This window comes from Peptoniphilus hominis (ex Hitch et al. 2025) (assembly GCF_040096015.1).
Classification (GTDB): Bacteria; Bacillota; Clostridia; order Tissierellales; family Peptoniphilaceae; genus Peptoniphilus_A; species Peptoniphilus_A hominis.
Map to the genome: position 1 here is coordinate 1 of NZ_JBBMFO010000084.1, position 616 is coordinate 616.

Sequence of the window (616 nt, forward strand, 5' to 3'; positions counted from 1 at the left end):
CATGCTTTGAACTTTCTTTCTCGTGCACCAATTTTCACAGCTGGTGCTAAAGCACATTATTTTTTGCTTTTGTTCACTTGCTCACCCGTAAACGGGTCTACAAATTCTTTTATACTTATTTGATCTGCCATGTAATCTTCTTTTAATTGGTTTCTTATATATTCTTGTATCTTCTTCGCATTTTTGCCTGCTGTGTCTACATAATATCCTCTACACCAAAAATGTCTATTCCCGTATTTATATTTTAAGTTTGCATGTCTATCAAATATTATCAGACTACTTTTCCCTTTCAAATAACCCATTATTTGGGATATGCTATATTTTGGTGGAATCTCCAGCAACATATGAATATGGTCTGGACAACATTCTGCTCCTATTATATTTATTCCTTTTCTATCACATAGATCCCTTAATATTTTTCCTATATCTTGTTTTAATCTTCCATATATTACTTGTCTCCTGTACTTTGGAGCAAACACTATATGATATTTACAATTCCAAGATGTATGTGATAAACTATTTTTATCCATTTTAGGATACCTCCCTTTTCTATTTATGCTACTGCCAGTAACATATATAGTTTATCACGGGAGGTTTTTTGCTTGAAGCTAAAGCT

Annotated in this window: 1 protein-coding gene; it reads right to left on the reverse strand. The window is 32.3% G+C overall.

All coding sequences use genetic code 11. The annotated features are described in order from the left end of the window. Nucleotides 1-56 precede the first annotated feature (56 nt). Nucleotides 57-530 carry an IS200/IS605 family transposase gene (gene tnpA, locus WMO19_RS09875; RefSeq protein WP_349171703.1) on the reverse strand — a complete coding sequence of 158 codons (474 nt, stop codon included), beginning with the start codon at nucleotides 528-530 and terminating at the stop codon, nucleotides 57-59. Nucleotides 531-616: the final 86 nt, after the last annotated feature.